At 52.0% G+C, this 19,659-nt stretch carries 17 protein-coding genes; 5 read left to right on the top strand and 12 right to left on the bottom strand.

Translation table 11 applies throughout. The features are described from left to right. Nucleotides 1–367 precede the first annotated feature (367 nt). The gene (locus NEA10_RS08680) at nucleotides 368–1,246 is read left to right on the top strand and encodes an NF038130 family PEP-CTERM protein (protein WP_252664945.1); all 879 of its coding nucleotides are present in this window, start codon (nucleotides 368–370) and stop codon (nucleotides 1,244–1,246) included. Nucleotides 1,247–1,376: 130 nt separating this feature from the next. Then, nucleotides 1,377–2,174, top strand: a complete 798-nt coding sequence (locus NEA10_RS08675; protein WP_252664943.1) for a DUF1350 family protein — start codon at nucleotides 1,377–1,379, stop codon at nucleotides 2,172–2,174. 387 nt (nucleotides 2,175–2,561) lie between these two features. On the opposite strand, the gene NEA10_RS08670 is transcribed toward NEA10_RS08675, so the two are convergent. The 9 genes from NEA10_RS08670 to NEA10_RS08630 form a co-directional block, all read right to left on the bottom strand. Then, entirely contained in the window at nucleotides 2,562–3,509 is a 948-nt protein-coding gene (locus tag NEA10_RS08670; RefSeq protein WP_252664941.1) for a F0F1 ATP synthase subunit gamma, read from the bottom strand. A gap of 87 nt (nucleotides 3,510–3,596) precedes the next feature. Further along, nucleotides 3,597–5,114, bottom strand: coding sequence for a F0F1 ATP synthase subunit alpha (gene atpA / locus NEA10_RS08665; RefSeq protein WP_252664932.1), 1,518 nt, complete (start codon nucleotides 5,112–5,114; stop codon nucleotides 3,597–3,599). Nucleotides 5,115–5,197: 83 nt separating this feature from the next. Continuing rightward, nucleotides 5,198–5,746, bottom strand: coding sequence for an ATP synthase F1 subunit delta (gene atpH, locus NEA10_RS08660; RefSeq protein WP_252664931.1), 549 nt, complete (start codon nucleotides 5,744–5,746; stop codon nucleotides 5,198–5,200). Continuing rightward, nucleotides 5,743–6,267 carry a F0F1 ATP synthase subunit B gene (locus NEA10_RS08655; RefSeq protein WP_252664929.1) on the bottom strand — a complete coding sequence of 175 codons (525 nt, stop codon included), beginning with the start codon at nucleotides 6,265–6,267 and terminating at the stop codon, nucleotides 5,743–5,745. The genes atpH and NEA10_RS08655 overlap by 4 nt, the downstream gene beginning before the upstream one ends. A gap of 122 nt (nucleotides 6,268–6,389) precedes the next feature. Further along, nucleotides 6,390–6,872, bottom strand: a complete 483-nt coding sequence (locus NEA10_RS08650; protein ID WP_309494825.1) for a F0F1 ATP synthase subunit B' — start codon at nucleotides 6,870–6,872, stop codon at nucleotides 6,390–6,392. 111 nt (nucleotides 6,873–6,983) lie between these two features. Continuing rightward, on the bottom strand, nucleotides 6,984–7,229 hold the full coding sequence (gene atpE, locus NEA10_RS08645; RefSeq protein ID WP_252664928.1) for an ATP synthase F0 subunit C: 246 nt from the start codon (nucleotides 7,227–7,229) through the stop codon (nucleotides 6,984–6,986). Nucleotides 7,230–7,395: 166 nt separating this feature from the next. Beyond that, the gene (atpB, locus tag NEA10_RS08640) at nucleotides 7,396–8,139 is read right to left on the bottom strand and encodes a F0F1 ATP synthase subunit A (RefSeq protein ID WP_252664927.1); all 744 of its coding nucleotides are present in this window, start codon (nucleotides 8,137–8,139) and stop codon (nucleotides 7,396–7,398) included. Between the two features lie 6 nt (nucleotides 8,140–8,145). Further along, complete coding sequence (locus NEA10_RS08635) at nucleotides 8,146–8,697, bottom strand: ATP synthase subunit I (RefSeq protein ID WP_252664925.1); 552 nt, start codon at nucleotides 8,695–8,697, stop codon at nucleotides 8,146–8,148. Between the two features lie 245 nt (nucleotides 8,698–8,942). Further along, nucleotides 8,943–10,130 (bottom strand): class I SAM-dependent methyltransferase, encoded by a 1,188-nt coding sequence (locus NEA10_RS08630; protein ID WP_252664924.1) that lies wholly within the window; start codon nucleotides 10,128–10,130, stop codon nucleotides 8,943–8,945. Between the two features lie 312 nt (nucleotides 10,131–10,442). Between NEA10_RS08630 and NEA10_RS08625 the strand changes: the two genes are divergently transcribed. Further along, nucleotides 10,443–13,130 (top strand): phycobilisome rod-core linker polypeptide, encoded by a 2,688-nt coding sequence (locus NEA10_RS08625; RefSeq protein ID WP_252664923.1) that lies wholly within the window; start codon nucleotides 10,443–10,445, stop codon nucleotides 13,128–13,130. Between the two features lie 154 nt (nucleotides 13,131–13,284). Here NEA10_RS08625 and NEA10_RS08620 read toward each other — a convergent pair whose 3' ends face one another. Further along, complete coding sequence (locus tag NEA10_RS08620; RefSeq protein WP_252664921.1) at nucleotides 13,285–13,647, bottom strand: hypothetical protein; 363 nt, start codon at nucleotides 13,645–13,647, stop codon at nucleotides 13,285–13,287. 44 nt (nucleotides 13,648–13,691) lie between these two features. Next, entirely contained in the window at nucleotides 13,692–14,567 is an 876-nt protein-coding gene (locus NEA10_RS08615; RefSeq protein WP_252664919.1) for an ABC transporter permease, read from the bottom strand. Nucleotides 14,568–14,751: 184 nt separating this feature from the next. Here NEA10_RS08615 and NEA10_RS08610 point away from each other — a divergent pair, with 184 nt between their 5' ends. Further along, the gene (locus NEA10_RS08610; protein ID WP_252664917.1) at nucleotides 14,752–16,542 is read left to right on the top strand and encodes an Eco57I restriction-modification methylase domain-containing protein; all 1,791 of its coding nucleotides are present in this window, start codon (nucleotides 14,752–14,754) and stop codon (nucleotides 16,540–16,542) included. A 26-nt stretch (nucleotides 16,543–16,568) separates the two neighbouring features. On the opposite strand, the gene NEA10_RS08605 is transcribed toward NEA10_RS08610, so the two are convergent. Further along, nucleotides 16,569–17,867: a CO2 hydration protein gene (locus NEA10_RS08605; RefSeq protein WP_252664912.1), complete on the bottom strand. Its 1,299-nt coding sequence runs from the start codon at nucleotides 17,865–17,867 to the stop codon at nucleotides 16,569–16,571. Between the two features lie 387 nt (nucleotides 17,868–18,254). Here NEA10_RS08605 and NEA10_RS08600 point away from each other — a divergent pair, with 387 nt between their 5' ends. Next, entirely contained in the window at nucleotides 18,255–19,598 is a 1,344-nt protein-coding gene (locus NEA10_RS08600) for an IS4 family transposase (protein WP_252659620.1), read from the top strand. Nucleotides 19,599–19,659 lie beyond the last annotated feature (61 nt).

Below are 19,659 nucleotides of genomic sequence, written 5' to 3'. Positions count from 1 at the left end.
ATTAAGTCTTATCCTTGCGCATTAATACTTAAACTAAAGCAGCAATTTCTCGTTGGCTAAAATTCAATCCGTAATTTCATATAAATAGCCTAACATCTAGGTCTCATCAAGGGTTGACCGCCATATTCAACTTCGCAAAAACTTTATAAAACTGGGGCAAAACTCAACATTAACTTTACCTACGGCTAGCCAGAGCCGCGTAAGATAAGGATAGGTTGAAACGAAGCGGTTAGACAGTCGTTCCTGGGCATGAGTGACACCTATCACTCCCCACCTGGCTGGTCAGGGCAACGGGAACGTATCCTGTCGGTATCTACCCGATATACAAGCAATACTACTCTGAATTTACCCAAAGGACGTTACACTCATGTCTGGATTACTTCATAAAACCCTAATCGGTAGCTCTTTTATTGGGATAACGGTTCTGGCCGGCTCCCCAGCGATGGCGGGGAGTCTAACGAATATCTCTCTGACTGGACAGGCACTTTTCTATGAACAGGTGGGTTCCTCCACGGTTCGCACAGATAATCCTGATTTAGCTGTCCTACTACAAGGGGATATCAACAACCCGGGTGGCCACATCGAACTGTCTGGAACCGATCGCCACTCCGGTGCGGCTAACTTTCGCTCAGCTACAACCCTCTCGGGAACCTTAAATGGTGAGGCAATTTCTGTGAGTAGTCTCACTCAGGCAGATTGGTTAACCTCTTATGGTGGCTACAATACCTTTGCCCAGAAATGGCTGACTGAAGCTTGGGATGTTCCTGGCTTTTCTAGTTTCATTGGTCAAAAAGTCCCAGCGTTAGCTGGAATTGACCATATCAGCAGCTTGAATAGTTCCCAGTGGTCAGGGGTTGTCCTTGGCTTTGTTACCCTGGCTGCTTTTCAGAATGATGGGGCTTCTCGCTTTAGTGATCCTAACGTCAACTATGTACGCCTTGAAAACAATGGTGATGTGGCAGTGGGCTTAGCGGGTCACCTCAATCACTCCACGGGGCTGAATATGAGTGAAGTTGTGCGAGTGGACTACGGGGGTCAGACGCACTTCCTCTATCAAATGGGACAAGCTCTGGAATCTGGGTTGGTTAATGATCAAGGCCAAGGTGCTGATGGTGTGTCTCACACAGGCTTATATCACCTGACAATTCCTGGTAATCGTCCTGGTGAGCCGATTCCTGAACCCTCGACTGTCTTGGGACTATTGAGTATTGCTGGACTGGGCTTGATGAAACGCCGTCAGTCTTAGGGATATCTCCGTTACGACTGGGCTAACCGTCAACCGAACTCACTCCTTTCTAGACATGGGGGGTCTTCTGAGAAGGCCCCCTTTTTTCTGTGTGGAGAGATTGCGATAGAATGGGATGAGTTTGTGTGTTATGAGCGATCGCCCTATGGCTCAACGGGTTCCGGCTTGGCAAGATGTGACGGGAAGTTCAGTCCTCATTCCCAATCGTCCAAAGGGAATCATTCACTTTATCGGTGGGGCCTTTGTGGCCACCGCCCCCAAATACACCTATCGTTTTTTATTGGAGTATTTGGCCAGTCAGGGCTATTTGGTAATTGCCACACCTTTAATTAATACCCTCAATCATAAAGAGATGGCCCAGGAGGCTCTGAATCGTTTTGAGCAAACCTGCGATCGCCTCTACGCTACCGGTCAACTTCGCAAACGGGGATTACCTGTTTATGGGGTTGGCCATAGTCTCGGCTGTAAACTCCATCTCCTCATCAGCAGTCTTTTTAGCGTCAAACGGGCCGGGAATGTCTTGATGGCCTACAACAATTACCCGGCCCGGCGTTCGATTCCCTTTGTTGAGCAACTTTCTCTACTGACGGAGGTGGAATTTACCCCATCCCCAGAACAAACCCAAGACCTCATCGCTAACCACTATGGAGTCCGCCGTAATCTTCTGATTAAGTTCCAAGATGACACCATTGATCAAAGTTTGATTCTACGTCCACTGTTAGAGGGAATGTTTCCCGATTGGGTCAGTTTTCGACTTCTCAAGGGCACTCATCTCACTCCCATTGCTCAGGACATTCCCTGGGAGGTCGGACAATCCTTTTCTCCCCTCGATGCAATGGCTCAATGGGTGAAACAGGGACTGTCTCGGGATTTGAAGAGTCTTACCCGAGAGGTGGCCTTCTGGCTTGACCCGACTACAAGGCTTTAGAGCCTCTACTGCTCTAGGGAATATTTCTACCCATTTAATGTACGAAAATCAAAAATAAAATTGCCCTGCTTAGATGTTTGGCTTTGCGCGGCCCGCACCGGAGCCGCGAAGCCTTGCCAACCTTAAGCAAAAATTTGGTGCGCTTTGATTAAGGGGTGAAGCTTTATTTGTTAATTTCAGTATAGCAAAACGAATTTTGAATGTCAAGGGCCATTGAGCTTAAAAACCCACAAAAAAAGCGCCCTCTGAAGAAGACGCTTTTAAGGAATCAGCAAATACAGGAAGGCAAGAGGCAAGAGGGTTACCACAGAGGCACAGAGGACACAGAGGAAGAGGAGGGGTAGGGTGGGTTATACCTTTTGGCTTCTTTCCCTACTGCCTGCTCTTTTAACCCAACGCTTCGGCACCGCCGACTACTTCAAGAATTTCTTGCGTAATAGCTGCCTGACGCGCTTTGTTGTAGGAGCGAGTCAAGTCAGAGATGAGGTCATTGGCGTTGTCGCTGGCGTTGTTCATCGCCGTCATCCGTGCGGCTAACTCACTCGCCGCCGATTCTTGTAGGGCCCGAAGAATCTGGTTCGTGATATAAAGGGGGAGCAAGGCATCGAGAATTTGCACCGGGTCTTGCTCAAAAATCATATCTCGGGGCAATTCCGCCGCCGTCATGGGGGCCGGTTCGCGCTGAACCTCAAAACTGCCACCGCGACTGGTGAGGCGGAAAATCTCGTCATCCTGGGCGGCTAAGCCTTGAGGATCGAGGGGAAGCAGGGTTTGCACCACAGGCTTAGAACTCACCAGGGAGACAAACTTGGTATAGACCAACTCCACCCGTTGCACATTATCCGAGAGATAGATGGCGCGGGTTTCGTCGTTGATTTGTCCCGCTTCTTCAGCGGTGGGAATTTGCGAGAGGTTGGCGAAGGTGGCGGTGATGGGGGCCTCCCGACGCTTGAAGTATTGAATGGCTTTGCGGCCGATGAGGATGAAGGTGACTTTTTTCCCTTCCGCCTTCAGTTCAGCAGCACGGGCCTCAGCGCGACGGATAATGTTGGCATTGTAGCCGCCACAGAGACCGCGATCGCCCGAGACGACCACTAGGGCCACGGACTCCACCTCTTGCTGTTGCAACAGAGGCAGTTCCACATCTTCAAATTGCAGCCGGTTTTGCAGGCCAAACAACACTTGAGCCAAGGCATCGGCAAAGGGACGAGTGGCCAAGACTTGTTCCTGAGCGCGACGAACTCGCGCTGCTGCCACCAGACGCATGGCTTCGGTAATTTTTCGCGTATTTTTAACAGATTTAATGCGATCGCGAATCGCCTTTAGATTAGCCATAGGGGAAACGAGTGAACAATAGTGGCACTAGAGGGATTGAGGGCAAGGGATGGCCGGGCCAGCCTCACCCTCAAATCGAGTTCGCGATTACGCAGACACCAAGAAGGTCTGTTTATATTCTGCGATCGCCTCTTTGAGGAGACTTTCCGATTCCTCTTCCAATTTCTTAGTCGAGCGAATCAACTCACCAAACTTAGGCTTGCTGCTGCGCAGATATTCCCGTAGGCCCTGGGTAAACTGAGTTACCTTCTCTACGGGAATCTCATCGAGGAGACCATTGACCCCAGCGTAAACAATTGCCACCTGTTCTTCCAAGGGCAGAGGAGAACTTTGAGGCTGTTTGAGTAACTGACGCAGACGTTTACCCCGTTCAAGTTGGTTGCGGGTGGCGGCATCCAAGTCAGAGGCGAACTGGGAGAAGGCCTCAAGTTCATCGAACTGAGCCAATTCCAGTTTCATCTTCCCAGCCACCTTCTTAATGGCTTTGGTTTGCGCCGCTGAACCCACGCGGGATACAGAAATACCCGGGTTCACCGCCGGACGCTGACCGGAGTTGAACAGGTCAGAGGACAAGAAGATTTGTCCATCGGTAATGGAGATGACGTTGGTGGGAATGTACGCCGAAACGTCACCGGCTTGGGTTTCAATAATCGGCAACGCCGTCATGCTACCGCCGCCGAGTTCATCGCTGAGTTTCGCGGCCCGTTCCAACAGACGAGAGTGGAGATAGAACACATCTCCAGGATACGCTTCACGACCGGGGGGACGACGCAGCAACAGGGACATTTGACGATAGGCCTGAGCCTGTTTCGACAAGTCATCATAGATGACCAACGTCGCTTTGCCGTTGTACATGAAGTATTCCGCCATACTCGCACCGGTGTAAGGTGCCAAGTATTGTAGGGTGGCGGGGTCAGAGGCGTTGGCAGCGACGACGATGGTGTAGTCCATGGCGCCGTTGTCTTCCAAAATGCCGATGACTTGAGCCACGGTGGAGGCTTTTTGACCCACCGCCACATAGACACAAATCACATCCTCGCTCTTCTGGTTGAGGATGGTGTCGATGGCGATCGCGGTTTTACCCGTTTGACGGTCACCAATAATCAACTCCCGCTGACCACGACCGACGGGAATCATAGCGTCAATCGAGGTAATCCCGGTTTGCATGGGTTCGCAAACGGATTTCCGCTCAATAATTCCCGGTGCGCCGGATTCAATGAGGCGAGTTTCGCTGGTGTTGATGTCCCCTTTACCGTCAATGGGACGACCCAAAGCATCCACGACCCGACCAACCATGGCGTCCCCGACGGGAACCTGGGCAATTTTACCGGTGGACTTCACAGAAGATCCTTCTTGGATCTCGCGACCTTCACCCATCAACACGGCCCCAACGTTGTCTTCTTCAAGGTTGAGAGCAATGCCAATGGTTCCATCTTCAAATTCGAGGAGTTCCCCAGCCATGGCTTGTTCCAAGCCATACACCCGGGCAATTCCGTCCCCAACTTGAAGTACGGTTCCCACATTGGAGACTTTGACATCCTGGTCATAGTCTTCAATCTGTTTCTGAATGATGCTGCTAATCTCGTCTGGTCTGATAGCTACCATAATCTTGTCTCGCTGTTGAACGCTTCTTGGATAAAACTGTGATCACGAACGTCTAGACGCATCCACCGCCGAAGGCGGCAGTGTTAACTGAGGCTCAGAGCTAGACGACGCAGTTGACCCCGCAAACTCACATCAAGCACTTGGGAGCCAACGCGGATAATCACGCCACCGAGGAGAGTCGGATCGACGTTAATCTCTAACTCCACATCACTGGCGTTGGTGAACCCTTTGATGCGATCGCGCACTTGCTCTTGTTGCTCATTGCTGAGTTCCACGGCTGAGGTCACTTCAGCCAGAGCAATGTTTTTCAATTCTCGCAATAAGACCTGATACTGAGAACAAATCTCTTGTAAGAAGAGAATGCGACCGCGATCGACGAGCAGGCGTAGGAACCGTGAGGTATAGTCATGCACCTGGCCGTCAAACAGTTGCGTTAAAACGGCTTTTTTCGTCGCCGGTTTAATAATGGGGTTGGTGATAAATTGCTGTAATTCCTCAGAACTCTTAAGAGTATCGAGGATTTGAGCCGTATTGTCGCCGATGGCATCGACCAGGTCATGTTCCGTGGCGATGGCCATTAAGGCTTTAGCATAAGGCTCAACAATTTCGGCCGTTGCCATTTGTCCTGTCATCGTTGACCTCCAATTAGGCTAATGCTGCGATCGATAATCTTCTGTTGAGCCTCAGCATCGAGGCGATCGCGCAGGTACGTCTGAGCCTCTTCCACTGCCAACTCCACCGCACGTTGACGTAACTGTGCCATAGCACGGCTTTCATCAGACTGAAGTTCCTGAGCCGAGGAGGCTTTCAACCGTTCAATTTCAGCGCGAGTCTCGTCCTGAATTTGGGTTTTAACGGCCTCAGCCCGTTGTTTGGCCTCAGCTAAAATACGCTCAGCCTGGGCCTGAGCCTGTTCTAGATTAGCTTGGGCAGTTTTCAGCTCGGCCTCAGCCTTGCTAGCTTTCTGCTCAGCGTCTCTAATTTCCGTTTCAATGGTGTTGCGGCGTTCACTGAGAATCTTACCCAGGAAGCCTCGACCGAAGTAGTACAGTACACCAATGACAATGATGAGGTTGATCAGGTTGCTGCCGAGTAGGTCTGGGTTAAACGCAAAACCTCCTTCGGCCTCAGCCAGCCATACAAAAGTCTCCATGATTCTTAAACCCTAATCGCTTAAATGTTACCTTGCCGATCCATCCCTGGAGGCATGTCCCCATTGGATCTCAAAATCGAGACACCCACTGATTGCTCAGTCTGTGACTCGTGACTAGCTCGTTAACGTTGGACGAGTTCAGAACCGAGGATTTTTTCGAGGATTTGTCGACTGAGGGCACTAACCTGCTGATCAATCTGAGCAAAAGCAGCTTGTTTTTGCTGTTCAATCTCAGCAGCTGCCTGTTCTCGTTCCTCATTCGCTTGACGCTGTGCTTCTGCAATTTCAGCATCAGCGGTTCGATTCGCTTGCGCTCGAGCCGCGTTAATAATTTCTTGAGCTTTTTGACGACTTGAGGCGAGTTCTTGCTCGTACTTCGCCTGTTTGTCTTGAACCTCTTTCAGACGGGCCTGGGCGCTCTGATTTTTGGTGCGGATATAGTCATCTCGGTCATCAAGGGATTTACTCAACGGTTTATAAAACACCGCATTGAGAACCCCGACGAGAACCATGAACTGAACGGCCATCAGGGGCAAGGTGGCGTCGAATGAAAACAATCCGCCCTCTTGAGTGGCTTCAGTTGCCAGTACGATTGTCCAATGCATAATCTTAGGTTTGTCCTTACCCTCCTTATCATGAGTCGGGGGCCAGAACCGCTGTTCTTTGAAGTGACTTCAGCGAACTAGCTTCTGAACCCCCTAGCGTCAAAAACTCGATTAAGAGAAGGGGTTAGCGAACAGCAGCACCAGAGCAACCACCAAACCATAAATGGTTAGTGCTTCCATGAATGCCAAGCTCAGCAGCAAGGTTCCGCGAATTTTACCTTCTGCTTCGGGTTGACGAGCAATCCCTTCGAGAGCTTGTCCAGCTGCGTTACCTTGACCAATTCCGGGGCCGATTGCAGCGAGTCCTACCGCGAGAGCAGCAGCTAAAACAGAGGCAGCAGCCGTTAAAGTATCCATTGTTTACTCCTTTTTTCAGTCTAAATTAAACGTCAAACGACAAAAAATTGCCGAGGGTGTTGCTGACACAGAGGGTTAGGCTTGTCCTAGAAGGCTTAACTCTATTGTCTCTGTGGAGGGGGTGGGGGTCATACCAAAGGCGTTAACCCCACGGGAACGCTGGCGACTAATCGTGCTCGCCGTGTCCCTCCATAGCCTCGCCAATATAGGCAGCGGCTAGGGTGGCGAAAATCAACGCCTGAATTGCACTGGTAAATAGACCCAGCACCATTACGGGTAAGGGCACGAACAGCGGCACCAGCAAAACCAAAACCGCTACCACTAATTCGTCCGCTAAGATGTTACCAAAGAGACGGAAACTCAGGGAGAGGGGTTTGGTAAAATCTTCCAGAATGTTAATCGGAAGCAGGACTGGCGTTGGCTCAATATAGCGGGCGAAGTAGCCCAGCCCGCGTTTGCTGATTCCGGCGTAGAAGTACGCCAGGGAGGTCAGCAGTGCCAAGGCCACCGTGGTGTTGATGTCGTTGGTGGGAGCGGCTAGTTCACTGGCGGGTAGCTCGATGAGCTTCCAGGGAACAAGTGCCCCAGACCAGTTTGACACGAAAACGAATAAAAATAACGTCCCCACGAAAGGAACCCAGGGGCGATACTCTTTTTCGCCAATCTGGGTTTTGGCCAGATCCCGGAGGAACTCCAGGGCGTACTCCATAAAATTTTGGAGCCCGCTGGGAACCCGTTGTAGGTTGCGAGTTGATAGAATCGAAGCGATCACCAACAGGGCGATCACAAACCAAGAGGTCAGAAAAACTTGTCCGTGAAGTTTAAGGCTACCGACTTCCCAGTACCAATGTTGACCGACCTCCAAGCTAGCCAAAGGGAAAGTATTAACGGTATGTAGCACGTCGAGCATGTTATCTCATCGATTGACAGGTTGCCTGGAAGAGTTTAAGTCCGGCGCGAACGTCGTCAAGAGGACATAGACGAGAATCGCTACTTTATACGTCATAAACCCAAAGAAGGTGGGGAGAATCTGGAGCTGCTGAACTTGGGTGGCGACCACCATTAGCCCGATAAACAGTGCTATCCGTCCGTTCCCCAACCTAGCCTTCGTCCGACCGAGACGTGCCACGTCTCTCGCCATCATTTTCAAGTACACTGTGCCGACTAGGGCCCCAATCAGATAGTTCAAGGCCACATCGCGAGAGTAGAAAACCCCGAGGGAGGCGCAGACCACTCCAGAGATGACCAGGGTCACAACGTAGAGTTGTTTCTGAAGTTGGGAATAGTCCTCATCTGAGGATTGACTCTCAGCGGAGACGGCAACGGTTTCTGGTGAGGTTGCCGGCGCAGAAACTTCGATCGGCTGGGACGAGACGGGGGTGGTTTTGCCGCCGCGCTCGTCATCAGACCGACGAAAGCGAGGAAGTGTCGTCAACGGCGTGAGGTTATCGTCATAACGTGGGTGCATAATGCAAACACCTACATTGATGTCACGCAGGACCGATTGGCACAGTTACGGCCACCCTAATCTGTCTCAATGGAATTTGAGTCAACAATTCGGGTTCTGTAACTGACCATCTCGGGCTGACGAGATGGAGCGTCTGGACGAATCCAAACCAGAAGAGATCATATCACGGTGCGGTACGCCCACTGCCCGAGAACTTTCTCTATTTGAGGAATCGATTGGATTTTGTGGGGTCCCTGGGGTGAGTTTTAGGAACTGGGGCTGAGCATGAGGAGTTGTTGCTTGAGGAGCGATCGCACCTCTTCTAGGTCAAACTCCAGGCGATCGCACAGGTCCCCTACGGAGCTAGTCCCCGCTTCACAGGCTTGCATAAAGGCGAACTGGGCTTCTGATAGGGTGACAATCTGATAGTCGTAGTTAAACAGTGATTGGCTGGGCCAACCTTGTAAACAGGGGTGAATTTCAGGAGTTGCCTGGCGTAAGGTTGCATCCTCCTGCCAATGGCAACGCTCTAGGGGAGGACGGGAGAGGAAAAACTCGTAGTGGGTTAATTCTGGGTCCAGGAGTTCCACCAGGCGATAATAGTCGCGCTCAGCTAACTGCTGCGATCGCCCCATTAAGTCAGCATCAGACCCCAGCAGGCGGTCAATGTCCCAATAACTGGGATTGGAGAAGCCGACAAAGGATAGTCCCGAGGCGTCAATCAACTCAAACAGGGTTTCAATGTTGTAATCGACCTCCTGGGGATGGAGATACATATCCGCAAAATTGGCATCGCGGTGATTTTCCAGAGACCAACGGCGTTTATCTTCCACCACCAGGCGATTGCTGTCTGGGAGCGCTTGAAACAGTTGACGGCCCAGGCGTACTCCTTCCTTGAAGTTGGTGCGATCGCCCCCTTGCAGCAAGGCCAACGCCTGCTGAGCCAAATAGATCTCCCGTCGTCCCAACTCAGCATAGACGAACACATGCATCAAGCCCCCAGGTTTCAAACGACTGGCTAAAGCTTGAATCCCGGCGATCGGGTCAGGTAAGTGATGCAGAACCCCCACACAGTTAATGTAGTCAAAGTGGGTATCCAGTTGTTCCACATCATAGAGACTCAAGTTGTGGAGAGTGACCCGTTGCGCTCCCGAGCGGCGACAACGTTCCCGGGCCACGGCGATCGCTTCATCACTCAAATCAATCCCCGTCACCTGAGCCTGGGGATTGAGGTGAACCAGATATTCCGTCCCCACTCCCGTCCCGCAACCCGCATCGAGAATTTGCACATCATCTCTTGGAGGCTTGCGGCCCGTACAAAAGTTATAGGCCGCCTGCCAATGCCAACGCCAGTTGTAACCGGGAGGGGGTTCATCCAGTAACGGTTCCGGGGGAAAGGGATACGTATTGTAAAGTTGGCGCACTGCCGCGCTAATCTGAGACCGGTTTGTCATATATCAAGTTTAAAAACTGCCGAATCCGCCCACTCAAGCGGTAGAATCTGGGATCAGGAGGGCGAGGGGCGATCGCTCAAACGTTACAAAACTTTGCGTTTTCTCATACAGAGACCCGCGATCCTTTATCATGTCGCGGTAATTAGAATATTGACCGCCCGAGTTCGCAACCTGATTTTGACATACTTCTTAACAGTGCGAGCTTAATAAAACTAGAGTGTTTGAAGCCGGATAACAATACTAGGATAAGAAGAAGCCTTTGCCTCTCCCCTGTCCCTCCCCGGTATCCTGTCGTTCTTGTAAATATAACTCATGAGTGTAACAGCAAGCGGTGGCACCACCTTAGTGCGCCAGCAAATCTTCAAAACGGTTCCCGTCTCAACGATCTCGCAAGCCGAACAGCAGGATCGTTACCTGGGACGGAGCGAACTGGGTGAACTGGACACCTTCTTTAAATCCGGAACCAAGCGCGTCGAGATTGCCCAAATTCTCACCGCCAAGTCAGATTTAATCGTCTCTCGGGCCGCCAACCGCATCTTCACCGGTGGCTCTCCCATGTCTTTCTTAGAAAAGCCAGAGCCAGTCATGGCCTTGGCAGGGGCAGCCTCAGAAACCTTAGAGACCGTTAGCTACATTGAAGAAGAAGGGAGTGTCTTCGACGGCATTAAAAACCTCTTTTTTACCCCGAGCGCTGGAGCCGCCCCCGCCGGTTTCCGGGCCATCAACGTGGCCCGTTACGGTCCGGCCAACATGACCAAATCCCTGCGAGATTTGAGTTGGTTCTTGCGTTACGTCACCTACGCTCTCGTCGCCGGAGACCCCAACATCATCTCTGTTAACGTGCGGGGGCTGCGAGAAATCATCGAAAATGCCTGTTCCTCCGCCGCCACCATCGTGGCCATCCAGGAGATGCGGGCTGCGGCCGCCAACTACTTCAAACAAGACCAAGAAGCAGCGGACTTAGTACGTCAGTACTTTGACGTGCTGTTGAGTGAATTTGAAGCCCCCACCCCCTCCGAGAAAGTTCGTAAAGGACAATCCTCTGACCAACAGGGCTTAAAACTGCCGCAAATCTACGCCAACGGCGCGGAGCCTCGCTCCAAATTCGCCATGAAGCCGGGGCTATCCTTCAGCGAGAAAGATGCTGTTGTCAAAGCTGCCTACCGGCAAATCTTTGAGCGGGATATTACCCGAGCCTATAGCCAGGGCATCTCCTACCTCGAGTCTCAGGTGAAAAACGGCGAAATCTCCATGAAGGAGTTTGTGCGTCGTCTGTGCAAAACCCCTCTCTATCGCCAACAATTCTTCCAACCCTTCATCAACAGCCGGGCCTTGGAATTGGCTTTCCGCCACATCCTCGGTCGCGCTCCCTCCTCCCGGGAAGAAGTCCAAAAATACTTCTCCATCATGTCGGAAGGGGGTCAAGGGGCGCTGATTGATGCCCTCGTCGACTCTCAGGAGTACTCCGACTACTTCGGTGAAGAGACCGTCCCCTATCTGCGGGGTCTGGGACAAGAAGCCCAAGAATGCCGCAACTGGGGCGCTCAATTCGACCTGTTTAACTACAGTGCGCCCTTCCGCAAAGTTCCCCAATTTATTACCCTCTACGCCGACTACGTGCGGCCCCTCCCTGACCGCCACCCCTATGGTGTGGGTAATGACCCCCTAGAAATCCAATTCGGGGCAATTTTCCCCAAAGAAACCCGCAGCCCCAAAAATGCCCCGGCGCCCTTTGGGAAAGATACCCGCCGCATCTTAATTCGTCGCGGTGCTGGAATTGAGAACCAGCTGAGCAACCCCGGAGCGCGAGGTCTCAACCCCGGTTCCCTGGGACCGAAAGTCTTTAAGATGTCTCCGGTTCCCAGCTATACCGTCGCTAGTGGTAGCAGTGTTCAGTACAACGAAAGCACCACCCAAGCCGTGATTGGAGCTGCCTACCGTCAAGTCTTTGGACGGGACTTGTACGATGGACAGCGGTTGAAAGTCTCGGAGATTCGCCTGGAAAACGGGGAAATCTCCATGCGTGAGTTCATCCGTGACTTAGCGAAGTCAGAAATCTTCCGCAAGATGTATTGGACGTCCCTTTATGTCTGTAAAGCGGTTGAGTTCATCCACCGTCGTCTGTTAGGTCGTCCCACCTACGGTCGTCCGGAAATGAACCGCTACTTTGATATCTGCGCTAAACAAGGCTTCTATGCTCTGGTAGATGTCATCATGGATAGCCCTGAGTATCTGGAGTCCTTTGGAGAGGACACCGTTCCTTACGAACGCTATATTACTCCCGCCGGACAAGCACAACGCTCCCTGCGCGCTGGTAGCATTGGCGACCGGGGTATGTTGGTCAAGCCGGAACCGGAAGCACCGCGCTTCGTTCAGTTGGGAACTCCCAGCGATGCTGGAATGCGGACCGGTCCCGATGTGGACTTCCGGATTCAGCAAGGGGTGAGTCAACAGCGTCAACAAACCAAACAGTTCAAACTCACCAGCACCTTCGACAAAGTTCAGGTGCAAACGGTCATCCGGGCCACCTATCGGCAAATCTTCGAGCGCGACATTGAACCCTACGTTACCAAGCGCGAGTTCACCGCTCTCGAAAGCAAGTTGGGGAATGCCGAAATTACCCTCAAGGAGTTCATTGAGGAAATTGGCTGTTCTGAACTCTACATCCGCGAGTTCTACACGCCCTATCCCAACACCAAAGTCATTGAGTTGGGAACGAAGCACTTCCTCGGCCGTGCGCCTCGGGACCAGGCTGAAATCCGCAAGTATAACCAAATCCTCGCCTCGGAGGGGATTCGCGGCTTTGTCAGCACCATGGTCAACTGTCCTGAGTATATCGAGGCCTTTGGGGAGGATATTGTGCCTTATCGTCGCTTCCCGACGTTACCGGCGGCGAACTTCCCCAATACGGAGCGTCTCTATGAGCAGCTGACGAAACAGAATGATGAGGTCGTGGTTCCGAGCTTTGTGCCTTCGGTTCCCTATAGTGTCAATCCCTAAGAATGGGGGCAGGGTGGAGTTGTGTTATAACCAAAACGCAGCTCCCTGCCGTTGCCATGGGGGTTCATCTACGATCAGGTCTAATTAACGTTTAATTGGACAAAAAAAAGATGGGGGGTTGACTCCCATCTTTTTTTATGCTGGGTAAGCCAGGTTATTCGTCAAGATTGAGGGGTTCTACCTCGTCGGTGGAGAGGGAATCCTGTTGACGGATGAGTTCAAGTTGACGGCGACGAAAGTCATCGGCGGCGTTGTTTAAGCGGCCCTCCTGGTTAGAGCGGAATTGGTCGAAATTAGGACCGTTGCCGAAGTTGCTGCGGTGGATAATATCGAACATATCCAGGCCGCCTTCTCCTTGCATGGGGTTGCGATCGCCCATGTTAGGACTACCCTCAAAGGGATTATTAGAGGGAATATCGAGACGGCTTTGGGCCTGGGCGGTTGTGCTAACTAGCACGGTACCCGCTAGGGCAACGAGGGAGAGGGAACCGGTGACGAGAAAACGTAAGGGATTCATAGAGAAATCCTCCTAAAAGGACATAGAGTTGCAAGAGGCAACGCTTAGGCGAAGCGGCGACGGAGTAAGGGTTGAATCAGGGCTAAGGCGGCCATCGCAAAGATAAACAACACCAGTAAAGCGACGCCGAAGCTGATATCAGCAAAGGGAGCTTCCATGACAATACTACTTAAACTCCAGCTGTCATGGAGATAGAGATAGCGAATTGGCTCAATGGCGTAGCTGAGGGGGTTGAGACTAGCAACCACTTGTAACCAGCCGGGCATAAAGGAGAGAGGGGCCAGAGCGGTGCTGGCAAATAGGAGTGGTAAATTCGTGACGAAAATGGCGGCAATCAGTTCCACATGGCCGGGGAGGGCAAAGGCTAGCCCGAGACTTAAGCCGGTCACCCCCAAGATGAGGAAAAAGAGGAACAGGGCGATCGCCCCCAAGCCAGCGAATCCCGGAAGTCCAGCCCCCATAACGGTTCCGGCTGCCATAATCACAGCCGTTTGCAGGAAACTGAGACTGACAATATAGATGGTTGAGGCCAAGACAATGGAGAAGCGGCTAGAGAGGGGAGCCACCAGCAGGCGATTGAGGAAGCCGAACTCGCGATCGAACATAATGGGCAAACCGGCATTGAGGGCCCCCGCGAAGGCAGTAAAGACAATCACCCCAGCACCGAGGAACTGGAGATAGTTTTGGCTTTCCTCAAACAGGCCAGCGGGCGCGTTTTGGAAGAGGGCGCCAAAGAGAATCAACCACATCAGGGGTTGGATAATCCCCGCCACCAGGGTACTGGGCCGGCGTTGCAGTTGAATAAACAGACGCCGAGTGAGGGCTAAGGTTTCTTGGATAAAATCCGCCAAAGCATTGTCGGCGACAGCTTGCGCGGCCAACTCTGCCTTAGGGGTGGGCGTGTTAACAGTGGTACTCATAGGAAAATCGATAATTGCCATGACGAGGGACTTCGATTGTCTCTATTGTGCCATTGTCTTTGAGGGGAAAGAGCAAACGACGTGCCAGATGGCTCATTTGGGAGATTCTGCCAAATGAGGTGATGGGCGATCGCCGCAATATACAATCAACTACAGGCCTTCATCAATTCCAACAAGACCCATCTTGTCATTCAGACAACTCAGTCTCGATCTCCCCCATTCCAATCCGGTCAGTCCCCAGGTACAGGAGGCCATTGAGCAGTTAGCCTCCAATCCAGAAGCCGATGCTCGGGGGGCGATCTTCACGCGCCAGGAGGTTGTAGAGTTCATCTTGGATCTGGTTGGCTACAAGGACAACCAGCCCCTGCACACCATGGGGCTGTTGGAACCCTCATTCGGTCGCGGCGACTTTCTACTAGCGATTATCAAACGGTTATTGAAAGCCTGGCGGGCCTTCAAACCTAACGGCGCGGCTTTGGAGGACCTTCATGATGCTATCCGAGCTGTTGAGCTGCACCATATTTCGTTTAAACACACTGCTGTGGCAGTCATCCACCTTCTCAAGTCAGAGGGACTGGACTCGAAAACAGCAACCACTTTGGCGAACAGTTGGCTGTCCCAGGGGGATTTCTTACTGACTCCCCTGGATAGGGAATTTGAGGTTGTGGTGGGCAATCCACCCTATATTCGCCCCGAGCTAATTCCTACCCCCCTACTGGCAGCATACCGTAGCCGCTACCCGACCATGTATGACCGGGCTGATATCTATATTCCCTTTATTGAACGGATGCTGTCTCTGTTGGCGACTCAGGGACATTTAGGCGTAATTTGTCCGGATCGCTGGATGAAGAATCGTTATGGCGGCCCGTTACGGCGTCTCATCGCAGAACAGTTCCACCTAAAAATTTACGTGGATATGGTGGATACCCCAGCATTCCACTCTCACGTCGTGGCCTATCCTGCCATTACGGTGATCAGTCGAGAAAGAGCGGGGGCGACTCGGTTGGCTCATCGTCCTAAGATTGAGACGGCGACCTTGACGCAGTTGGCCGACGTACTCTGCGCACCGGTTTTATCGCAACCGTCTCAGATGGTGCGGGAACTGGCCAGAGTAACCGATGCTGCCCAGCCGTGGCTGCTGGAGTCATCAGAGCAGGTGGCACTCATCCGGCGTTTGGAGCAGTGCTTTCCTGTCCTGGAAGCGGTGGGATGTCATGTGGGGATTGGCGTGGCGACGGGTGCAGATCAGGCCTTTATTGGGGACTTCGAGGCGTTGGATGTAGAAGGCGATCGCAAGTTGCCCTTGGTGACGACGAAGGATATTCGCTCCGGGGAGGTGCAATGGCGGGGACAAGGGGTCATCAATCCCTTTGCTGAGTCGGGTGGATTGGTTCGCCTGGAGGACTATCCCCGGTTGAGATGTTACCTTGAGGCTCGCCGGGGGGCGATCGCCAAACGACACTGCGCACGGAAGACTCCCAGCCAGTGGTATCGAACGATTGATCGCATTACTCCCAGTTTAGCCAGCACGCCAAAGCTCTTAATTCCCGATATTAAGGGAGAGGCCCATATTGTCTTGGAAGGGGGAAGGCTATATCCACATCACAATCTCTACTATGTCACCTCTGAAAAATGGGAGTTGCGAGCGTTGCAGGCTGTCCTCCTGTCGGCAGTGAGTCGTCTGTTTGTGGCAACCTATTCAACAAAAATGCGCGGGGGATTCCTACGTTTCCAAGCCCAGTACCTACGTCGGATTCGCCTTCCTAACTGGGCCGATGTACCTGAACAGCTACGGCGAGAGTTAGCTGAGGCCGCTTTGAGGCGGGATTTACCAGCCTGCAACGAAGCTGTGTTCAAACTCTATCATCTGAGTCTACAAGAACGGGACGCTCTTCAGCGTTTCCAAATTACCCAGACAGCCAATATCTTGAAGCAACCTGGTCTTTCAGCCAGCAGCCACCCAGACTCGCGATAGCTACTAGCTGAATCGGGCAAGGGATTTTAACGATAATCTGGCCGTTGAATGTCGTTTAAACGGGCTTCTGGACGCAAAAAGCGATCCATCTGGGCTTCAAAGAAGTCACGGTTTTTCTGCAAATGTTTAGGATTAGGGTCATCAAGAGGATAACAGAGGGCTTGACGTAATGCCTGAATCACCGCTGAGGTGACATTATACATGGAACGCTGGAAGGTAATTCCCAATTGAATTAACTGGTCATCCTCTCCCCGGCAATGTTGCTGATAATACTCCCGTAAATAGTCGGGCAGGAAGTGATACATATCCTGCATTAACAGGGTTGGAGGAATGCCAGCACTGCCCACGGGGAAAACGTCAGCATAGAGAATGCCATAATGAAAGTCTTTCTGGTCTTGAGGAACTTGCTTGGCTTGGGCATTATAGGATTTTGTTCCCCGGAATGGTGCTGTGCGATAAAAGACCGTTTCCACGTAGGGCAATGCCGCTTCATAGAGCCAGGTAAATCCTTTGGATTTGGGGATAATTTCATAGCATTCTCCCCGAATGTACACGTGATGATAAATGGGACGACCCGCAACTGCAAAAATGCCATTGACCAGAAACTCCATGGCTTGCGGAACGGTGGTCATTTTTCCTTCGTCATACAGGTCTGACATCTCTAGGAAAACGGGAGCCATCACTTCCCAAAACAGTCCGAGGTTGGCATAGTAGGAAAGTTGTCGCACCTGTTCTAAAAACAGAGTTGGGAAGAGTTTATAGAGTCCCAACATGAGAGGATTGCCCTTGAAATAGGCGCGGATGGCCCGATCGCAGTTGGCAATATACTCGTCGCTTTCGAGGTAGTCGTCAAATTTCCCCCCCAGCTCATGATGCCAGAGCATGGCTCGCATACAGGCTTCGGCAAACTCCATGTTAATGCGATCGTGCCAGAGGTGATGGAATAGCTTAGGCATCGTCCGGGTTTCACCCCGTTGGATAAAGTCAAGAAGTTCGGGATGGGCCTCACCGCCTCCCCGCCAAACTCGGAGTTGGGATTGGTCGCCGGCGTAGCTATTTTGACGGTCTAAATAGGATTTGGGGAGAAAGTATTTGAAGGCGGGAAGGGGATTGAGAAACACCTCTTCGGCAATATAAAGCAGGTCCCGCCAGTAGAAGTCCATGGGAACGGCATAGGCTTTATAGATGCCGATGATTTGCATTAAGTTTTCTGGGGTGTCTGGCAGCATTGAACCGCCGGCTTCCAAGCGATGGATGATATCGGCGTAGCGATGTTGGGAGGGAGGAAGTGTGGTTGGGTTGGGTTGGGTGGTGGTTTGGGTCATGGGGAAGAAGGGAACAGGGAACAGGGAACAGGGAATAGGGGGAAAAAGGCAAGAGGCAAGAGGCATAACCCACCCCTAACCCCTCCCAGGAGCTAATCTTGTAGGGGTTTGTGAAACCCAGTGAAAGTCTTGAGTCAAGTCGCCCCGGTCAGGGGCGATGGAGGGGCAGCAGCAGTAGCCGGAGAGAAAGAGAACAAGGGGACCCTCTCAAGTCAGCTCTGCCTATCTTAGGGGCAGAGCTGACGCGAAAGCTTCAGGGGCAGACTGGTCATGGCAGCAGCAAGCCCTCGCCGGGGGGTGCTCGGGAAAAAGAGAAGGGGGTTGCTGACCGTCGCGCCAATTTGACAAGATAAATAGGTGACCGAGCCAAGTTGAGAGAAGCCCCCGATGAGCGAGTTCAGCAGCCAAGGACTATTCCGACCCCAAGTTCAAAGAAGTCTAGAGAAAGCCTATAGCCTGGCCTGTAGCAAACCCAACTTATCATTCTCTCAATGTATGGGTAACAGTTTTCGCCAAACCGTTGCCCGTCTGTTCTCCCATAAGCAAATGACCCAAGATGTGATGCTATCGAGACATATCGAAGCGACAAGGGAACGAGCCTCAGCCACAGAAGGGGACTATGTGATTGCCGCCCAAGACACCACCTATTACAACTACTCAGGACACAAGGAGATGTCGGGGCTAGGGGTAATCCAAGGAAAAGTCAGAGGAGTCATACAACACAATGTCCTCCTGGTGAACGAGTCCGGTCTGCCCTTAGGACTGTTAGGACAACAATATTGGACTCGAAAGGGGGGACTGAATCTAGCCGAAGGAGAAAAAGAAAGCTGTAAATGGCTCAAGGGGCTAGATGCCATCAATGAGCAAGCGAGGCAATCGAGCAAGTGCTTTGTCTCAGTCGAAGACCGAGAAGGAGACGTGTTTGACCTGTTCAAAGCTCCCCGAGAAGACAATGTCGAATTCATCGTCCGGGTGTATCAACAGCGAAACTTGGAAGTCGCCTCGAGCCAAGTGGTGGCTAAACTCGCCGAGATTCCCGAGGAGTTGGAAGACTTTGGCTATGAACGGATACGGATTGAGCGTCAAAACCGAGAAGTGGAGGTGACTCTTCGCTTAAGAGCTGGGGCGGTCAACGTTTATCCGGAGAAAAAGTTAAGTCCCAGAAAGCATAAAACGCAAGGTTTATCCTTGGTCGTCGCCGAGGAAATCCGTTGTGTCGACGTGAAAACCCAGGAAGAGCTGTCCCCTACCCAAGAAGCGGCTACTTGGTATTTATTGACCAGTCTGCCAATTGAGACCCGAGAGCAGGTGATACGGGTAACCCGCTTTTATGCCCTCAGATGGCAAGTCGAACGCTTTCATTACACTCTCAAGTCCGGAGCCTTGAATGTGGAAAAATTACAGTTTGATGATATCCATACCCTAGTCAACGCCTTGAGCTTTTATTCAGTGGTCGCCTGGCAGCTACTGGCCCTGACTCATGGGATTCGGGAAAATCCTGAACAATGTGCCCAGGTGGTGTTTGATTCGGAGGAGGTGACCTTGTTAGAGAAGGTCTCCTCTCAAAAAATCGTTTCTCTTGGTCAGGCCGTCTTAGCCTTAACTAAACTGATTGGCTTTGCCCCGTCGAAAAAACAACCCTTTCCGGGAGTGAAAGTGCTGGCCACGGCTCTGGACCGCTTTTTCTTTATGAAGCTAGCTTCTCTGGGGTCTTCCGGGGTTGAGAGCTAGAGGTCTTCTGGACTTGACACAGGTTTTGTGCCAACGACCGCTCTGGTCTCGGTCGCTTTTA

The organism is Phormidium yuhuli AB48 (genome assembly GCF_023983615.1).
GTDB classification, from domain to species: Bacteria; Cyanobacteriota; Cyanobacteriia; order Cyanobacteriales; family Geitlerinemataceae; genus Sodalinema; species Sodalinema yuhuli.
This window is presented reverse-complemented; position numbering and strand designations above follow the sequence as displayed.

What these genes read in the sequence shown, in the direction of transcription:
- NEA10_RS08680 (WP_252664945.1), top strand. Translation starts at nt 368, where the DNA reads ATGTCTGGATTACTTCATAAAACCCTAATCGGTAGCTCTTTTATTGGG.
- NEA10_RS08675 (WP_252664943.1), top strand. Translation starts at nt 1,377, where the DNA reads ATGAGCGATCGCCCTATGGCTCAACGGGTTCCGGCTTGGCAAGATGTG.
- NEA10_RS08670 (WP_252664941.1), bottom strand. Translation starts at nt 3,509, where the DNA reads ATGGCTAATCTAAAGGCGATTCGCGATCGCATTAAATCTGTTAAAAAT.
- atpA (WP_252664932.1), bottom strand. Translation starts at nt 5,114, where the DNA reads ATGGTAGCTATCAGACCAGACGAGATTAGCAGCATCATTCAGAAACAG.
- atpH (WP_252664931.1), bottom strand. Translation starts at nt 5,746, where the DNA reads ATGACAGGACAAATGGCAACGGCCGAAATTGTTGAGCCTTATGCTAAA.
- NEA10_RS08655 (WP_252664929.1), bottom strand. Translation starts at nt 6,267, where the DNA reads ATGGAGACTTTTGTATGGCTGGCTGAGGCCGAAGGAGGTTTTGCGTTT.
- NEA10_RS08650 (WP_309494825.1), bottom strand. Translation starts at nt 6,872, where the DNA reads ATGCATTGGACAATCGTACTGGCAACTGAAGCCACTCAAGAGGGCGGA.
- atpE (WP_252664928.1), bottom strand. Translation starts at nt 7,229, where the DNA reads ATGGATACTTTAACGGCTGCTGCCTCTGTTTTAGCTGCTGCTCTCGCG.
- atpB (WP_252664927.1), bottom strand. Translation starts at nt 8,139, where the DNA reads ATGCTCGACGTGCTACATACCGTTAATACTTTCCCTTTGGCTAGCTTG.
- NEA10_RS08635 (WP_252664925.1), bottom strand. Translation starts at nt 8,697, where the DNA reads ATGCACCCACGTTATGACGATAACCTCACGCCGTTGACGACACTTCCT.
- NEA10_RS08630 (WP_252664924.1), bottom strand. Translation starts at nt 10,130, where the DNA reads ATGACAAACCGGTCTCAGATTAGCGCGGCAGTGCGCCAACTTTACAAT.
- NEA10_RS08625 (WP_252664923.1), top strand. Translation starts at nt 10,443, where the DNA reads ATGAGTGTAACAGCAAGCGGTGGCACCACCTTAGTGCGCCAGCAAATC.
- NEA10_RS08620 (WP_252664921.1), bottom strand. Translation starts at nt 13,647, where the DNA reads ATGAATCCCTTACGTTTTCTCGTCACCGGTTCCCTCTCCCTCGTTGCC.
- NEA10_RS08615 (WP_252664919.1), bottom strand. Translation starts at nt 14,567, where the DNA reads ATGAGTACCACTGTTAACACGCCCACCCCTAAGGCAGAGTTGGCCGCG.
- NEA10_RS08605 (WP_252664912.1), bottom strand. Translation starts at nt 17,867, where the DNA reads ATGACCCAAACCACCACCCAACCCAACCCAACCACACTTCCTCCCTCC.
- NEA10_RS08600 (WP_252659620.1), top strand. Translation starts at nt 18,255, where the DNA reads ATGAGCGAGTTCAGCAGCCAAGGACTATTCCGACCCCAAGTTCAAAGA.